The sequence below is a fragment of the Achromobacter sp. genome, assembly GCF_036567245.1.
In the GTDB taxonomy this organism is placed as follows: domain Bacteria; phylum Pseudomonadota; class Gammaproteobacteria; order Burkholderiales; family Burkholderiaceae_B; genus Achromobacter.
On record NZ_DATCUY010000340.1, the window covers coordinates 1 to 4,421 of the forward strand.

At 66.9% G+C, this 4,421-nt stretch carries 4 protein-coding genes and 1 pseudogene; 3 read left to right on the forward strand and 2 right to left on the reverse strand.

The window, feature by feature from the left end:
- A partial coding sequence (locus VIR09_RS14730; protein ID WP_332013536.1) for an efflux RND transporter periplasmic adaptor subunit occupies window positions 1–581 on the reverse strand: 581 nt, incomplete at its 3' end.
- Window positions 582–964: 383 nt separating this feature from the next.
- Between VIR09_RS14730 and VIR09_RS14735 the strand changes: the two genes are divergently transcribed.
- The 3 genes from VIR09_RS14735 to VIR09_RS14745 all read left to right on the forward strand — a co-directional run bounded on the left by VIR09_RS14735 (window position 965) and on the right by VIR09_RS14745 (window position 4,056).
- A complete protein-coding gene (locus tag VIR09_RS14735) occupies window positions 965–2,032 on the forward strand; it encodes a LysR family transcriptional regulator (protein ID WP_332013537.1) in 1,068 nt (355 codons plus the stop codon).
- Window positions 2,033–2,182: 150 nt separating this feature from the next.
- Window positions 2,183–3,283 carry an AI-2E family transporter gene (locus VIR09_RS14740; RefSeq protein ID WP_332013538.1) on the forward strand — a complete coding sequence of 367 codons (1,101 nt, stop codon included), beginning with the start codon at window positions 2,183–2,185 and terminating at the stop codon, window positions 3,281–3,283.
- A 5-nt stretch (window positions 3,284–3,288) separates the two neighbouring features.
- Entirely contained in the window at window positions 3,289–4,056 is a 768-nt protein-coding gene (locus tag VIR09_RS14745; protein ID WP_414639425.1) for a phytanoyl-CoA dioxygenase family protein, read from the forward strand.
- Window positions 4,057–4,058: 2 nt separating this feature from the next.
- Here the strand turns inward: VIR09_RS14745 and VIR09_RS14750 are convergent.
- Window positions 4,059–4,421: pseudogene (locus tag VIR09_RS14750) on the reverse strand (MFS transporter); the annotation flags it as partial.

A 4,421-nucleotide genomic window follows, 5' to 3' on the forward strand; every position in this document is an offset into this window, starting at 1 on the left:
TCGGCGCGCGACACGCGGCCGGCCACGGGGGCTTCGATGCGGGTGTAGCCGAGGTTGAGCTTGGCATAGTCCAGCGCGGCTTGCGCGCCCTGGAGGTTGGCGGCGGCTTCGCGCGCGGCGTTCTGCTTTTCCTCGAAATCGCGGCGGGCGATGGCGTTGTCGGTCAGCAGGCGCTGGCCGCGGGCCAGTTCGCTGGCGGTATATGAGGCGCGGGCCTTGGCGGCGGTCAGGGCGGCGGCGGCGCGGTCCACCTCGGCGGCATAGGGGCGCGGGTCGATGGTGAAGAGCACGTCGCCCTTCTTGACGATGCTGCCGTCCTGGAAGTGCACGGCGGTGAGGGTGCCCGACACCAGGGGACGGATGTCGACGCGGTCGATGGCTTCCAGGCGGCCGGAGTAGCGCTGCCAGTCCACGATGGTCTTTTGCAGGACTTCGGCCACTTCGACCGGCGTGGCGGCGGGGGCGGTTTGCGCCTGGGCGGCGTTGGCGCCGGCGGGAGCGCGGAACAGGGCGTAACCGCCGCCAGCGGCGATGACGGCTGCAAATACGGCGAGCACAGCAATACGATTGCGCGAAACCATGGTGTTTCCTTGAGAGATGATGGGGCGAAAGCGCGCTTGCCTGGGTGAGCCTGGGGGCGGGAGGCGGCTGTGGCGGTCTGGGCAGGCCTGTCCTCAGGATCCGGTGAAAATGCTGCGATGCAACATGCAATACGGCTGCGCATCCCAGGCAAAGGCGCCTGGTCGGGGCGGGTCTTTGCGGTTACCGGAATCTGAGGGTAGGCATGCCCTTTGACGGCGCCTGGCGGCAAGGGCACTTCAAGATGGTTTGCATTCTGAGCGGTTTAGGGGGGCGGATAAACCCGTATGTTTCGGCAACACTAGTCGTCAAGGTCGACTAATCGATGTAAAAAACGGGTTATGCTCCGTCCACACCGACTATTTCCCAAAAGGACACCGTCGCCATGGACCGTTTTCAGGCTATGCAGGTGTTTGTGCGCGTCGTGGACGCCAATAGCTTCACGCGGGCGGCCGACAGCCTCTCGCTGCCGCGCACCACCGTCACCACCATCATCCAGAACCTCGAACGCCTATTGGGCGTGCGTCTGCTCAACCGCACCACGCGCCGTATCGGCCTGACGCCCGACGGCGCCGGTTATTACCAGCATTGCGTGCGCATCCTGGCCGACGTCGAGGAAACCGAGGCCTGCTTCCAGGAAGCGGCCCTGCGCCTGAAGGGCAGGCTGCGCATCGACGTGCCGACCTGCATCGGACGGTTGATCCTGATTCCCTCATTGTGTGATTTCCACGACAAGTATCCCGACGTGGAGCTGGTGCTCGGCCTGGGCGACCGCCCGGTCGACATGGTTCAGGAGGCTGTGGATTGCGTGATCCGCGCCGGCGACCTGGAGGATTCCAGCCTGGTCGCGCGCCGTATCGGCACCCTGCAGACCGTGACCTGCGCATCGCCCAGCTATGTGGCACGCCACGGCCTGCCGCAGAGCATCGACGAGCTGCGCGACCATCATGCCGTGCACTATTTCTCCAGCCGTACCGGCCGCAATTGCGCCTGGGATTTCAGGGTGGACGGCAAGCACCAGGAAGTGGAAATGAAGGGCGTGGTGTCGGTGAACGAAGCCGGCGCCTACCTGGATTGCGGGCTGAAGGGCTTCGGCCTGATCCAGACCGCCCGCTACATGGCGCTGCCGCACCTGCAATCGGGCGAACTCATCGAAGTGCTGCCGCAATGGAAGCCCAGCCCCACGGCGATCTCGGTGCTGTACCCGCAAAGCCGCCAACTGTCGCCCAAGGTGCGCGCCTTCGCCGACTGGACCGCCGAATTGTTCGCCAGCTGCCCGCTCTTGAGCGGCCGCGACGAGACCGATCCGGCCGCCGCCAACTGCGGCGTGTACGCGCGCCAGGTCAGCCAGGCGAATACCCTGGCGTCCACCGCGCCGCGGCCGGCGCTGGAGGAATACCTGCCGCCGCGCCGCCGCAGCGCGCGCGAAGAGGCTGCCGAGTACGCGCTGTAAGTGTCTGGCACGGAGGGCCGATCCGCCCTCCGTCCAGGGGGACACGGGAAACCCCGTAGTAAATACAGGCCTTGCGTCCCTCGATTTGCATGAAACGTCTGTATAGTCCGACAGTCAAAGCCTACAACGCCCTTACTGTCGATCCGCTCCATGCAGCCTGTACTACCCGCTTACCTGATCGCCCGTTGGCTTTTGTTGCTCGTGCTGTTGGCGGGGGTGTACTTCCTTAGCGGCTTCCTGGTCCCCGCGCTCGCCGCACTCATCATCGGCCTGGCCAGCTGGCCCCTGTACCAACGCCTGGTCGCCCGCTGCGGCGGCCGCACCGCGCTGGCCGCCTCGCTGGCGCTGCTGGTGGTGATCGTGGTGCTGATCGTGCCGATGTCGCTGGCGCTGTCCTACGCCATCAAGGAAGCCAGCACCTTCTTTGCCTGGGCTATTGCGGCCAACCGCCATGGCGTGGACGTGCCCAACTGGATCACCTCCATGCCCGTGTTGGGCGAGCGCCTGGGCCAGTACTGGGAAGCCTATATCGGCCAGCCCCACGCGCTGGGCGCCCTGGTCGAGGCCGTCAGCGGCGAGCATCTGGGCAACATCTACCGCATGGTGCTGGCGGCCACGGGCAATGTGTTCCAGCTGCTGCTGACCGTGCTGTTCATGTTGATTACGCTGTTCTTCGTCTACAAGGACGGCATCCGCATGGTGGCCCAGCTGGACGTGCTGGGCGAACGCATCCTGCCGGCGCGCTGGCAGCGCTTTTCTCGCGTGGTGCCGGCCACCATCAACTCCACCGTCACCGGCATGGGCCTGATCGCTCTGGGCGAAGGCCTGGTGCTGGGCATCGCCTACTGGGTGGCAGGCGTGCCGTCGCCGGTGTTGCTGGGCGTGGTCACGGGCTTCATGGCGCTGATACCCGGCGGCGCGCCGCTGTCGTTCACCTTGGTGTCGCTGTATCTGGTCGGCTCGGGCCACGTGGTGGCGGGCATCGCGCTGATGGTCTGGGGCAGCGTGGAGCTCTTCATCGTCGACAAGACCCTGCGCCCGCGGCTGGTGGGCGGGCCGGTCAAGCTGCCTTTCCTGCCGACCTTCTTCGGCCTGGTGGGCGGCGTGAAGACCATGGGCATCGTCGGGCTGTTCGTAGGCCCGGTGCTGATGGCCCTGCTGGTGGCGGTGTGGCGCGAATGGGTGCACCATGAGGTACAGGAACGCGATGCCGCCCGCATCAATCCTCCCGCCCAACCCCCTGCAACCTGAATGCCATGTTGTTGCCTGATGATCAGATAGCCGTCCTGCGCGAGCAGGGCTTCGTGGTGGCGCGCCAGTTCGCCAGCCCGGAACAGGTGGTGGCGCTGCGTGCCGTAGCCGAACGCCATTTGCGCGAGCACATCGCGCCCATCGAGTACGAAGCCGACCTGCGCTACCCCGGCGCGCCCGAGTCGCGAGCCGCCGAAGGCGGCCAGACCGTGCGCCGCCTGCTGAGCGCCTACGACCGCGATCCGCAGTTCGCGCAATGGGCTACCGAGCCGCGCATCGGCCAGTGGCTGGGACGCTATTTCGGCGAAACGCCGGTGCTGTCCACCGTGCACCACAACTGCGTGATGACCAAGCGCCCGGCCTATGGCAGCCTGACGGGCTGGCACCAGGACATCCGCTACTGGTCGTTTTCCGACACGGACCTGGTGTCCACCTGGCTGGCGCTGGGCACGGAAACCCGTGCCAACGGGGGCCTGTCGTTCATCCCGGGTTCGCACGCGGCTGCCTTCGCGCCCGAACAGTTCGACCAGCAGAAGTTCTTCCGCGACGACGCGCCCCAGAACGCCGAGTGGATCGCGCGCGCCGTCTGTCCGGAATTGCAGGCGGGCGACGTGGTGTTTTTCCATTGCCGCACCCTGCACGCGGCCCAGGGCAACAGCAGCGATCGCGTCAAGCTGTCGCTGGTGCATACCTACCATCCGCAATCCTGTCATCCGCTGCCGGGCACGCGTTCGGCCAGCCGGCCGGGCGTGCCGCTGGCTTGGGCTGTCTGAGTTCAGCGGGGCTGCTGGCCTGATCCAGCGTCGCGCGCGCCGCGCCCGAGCCACCACAGCAGGGCCGCCGCGATCAGTATCGTCGCGACGTTGTACTGCATGGCGCTGGCGAAGGCGCGGGCATGCCGTTCGGCCGCGCCGGCATCGGCATACGCGTCCAGCGTTCCGGCAAACAGCATCCCCGCTGCCGACACCCCCAGCGCCGCGCCCACCTGCTGCAAGGTCGATATGACACCCGCCGCCATGCCCGCATGGCGGTCTTCCGCCAACCCCAGCGCCAGATTCACCAGCGGCGTGTTGACGGCGCCCTGCGCCGCGCCCAGCCACACCAGTGCCGGCAACAGCGACCACGGCGCGAGGTTGGC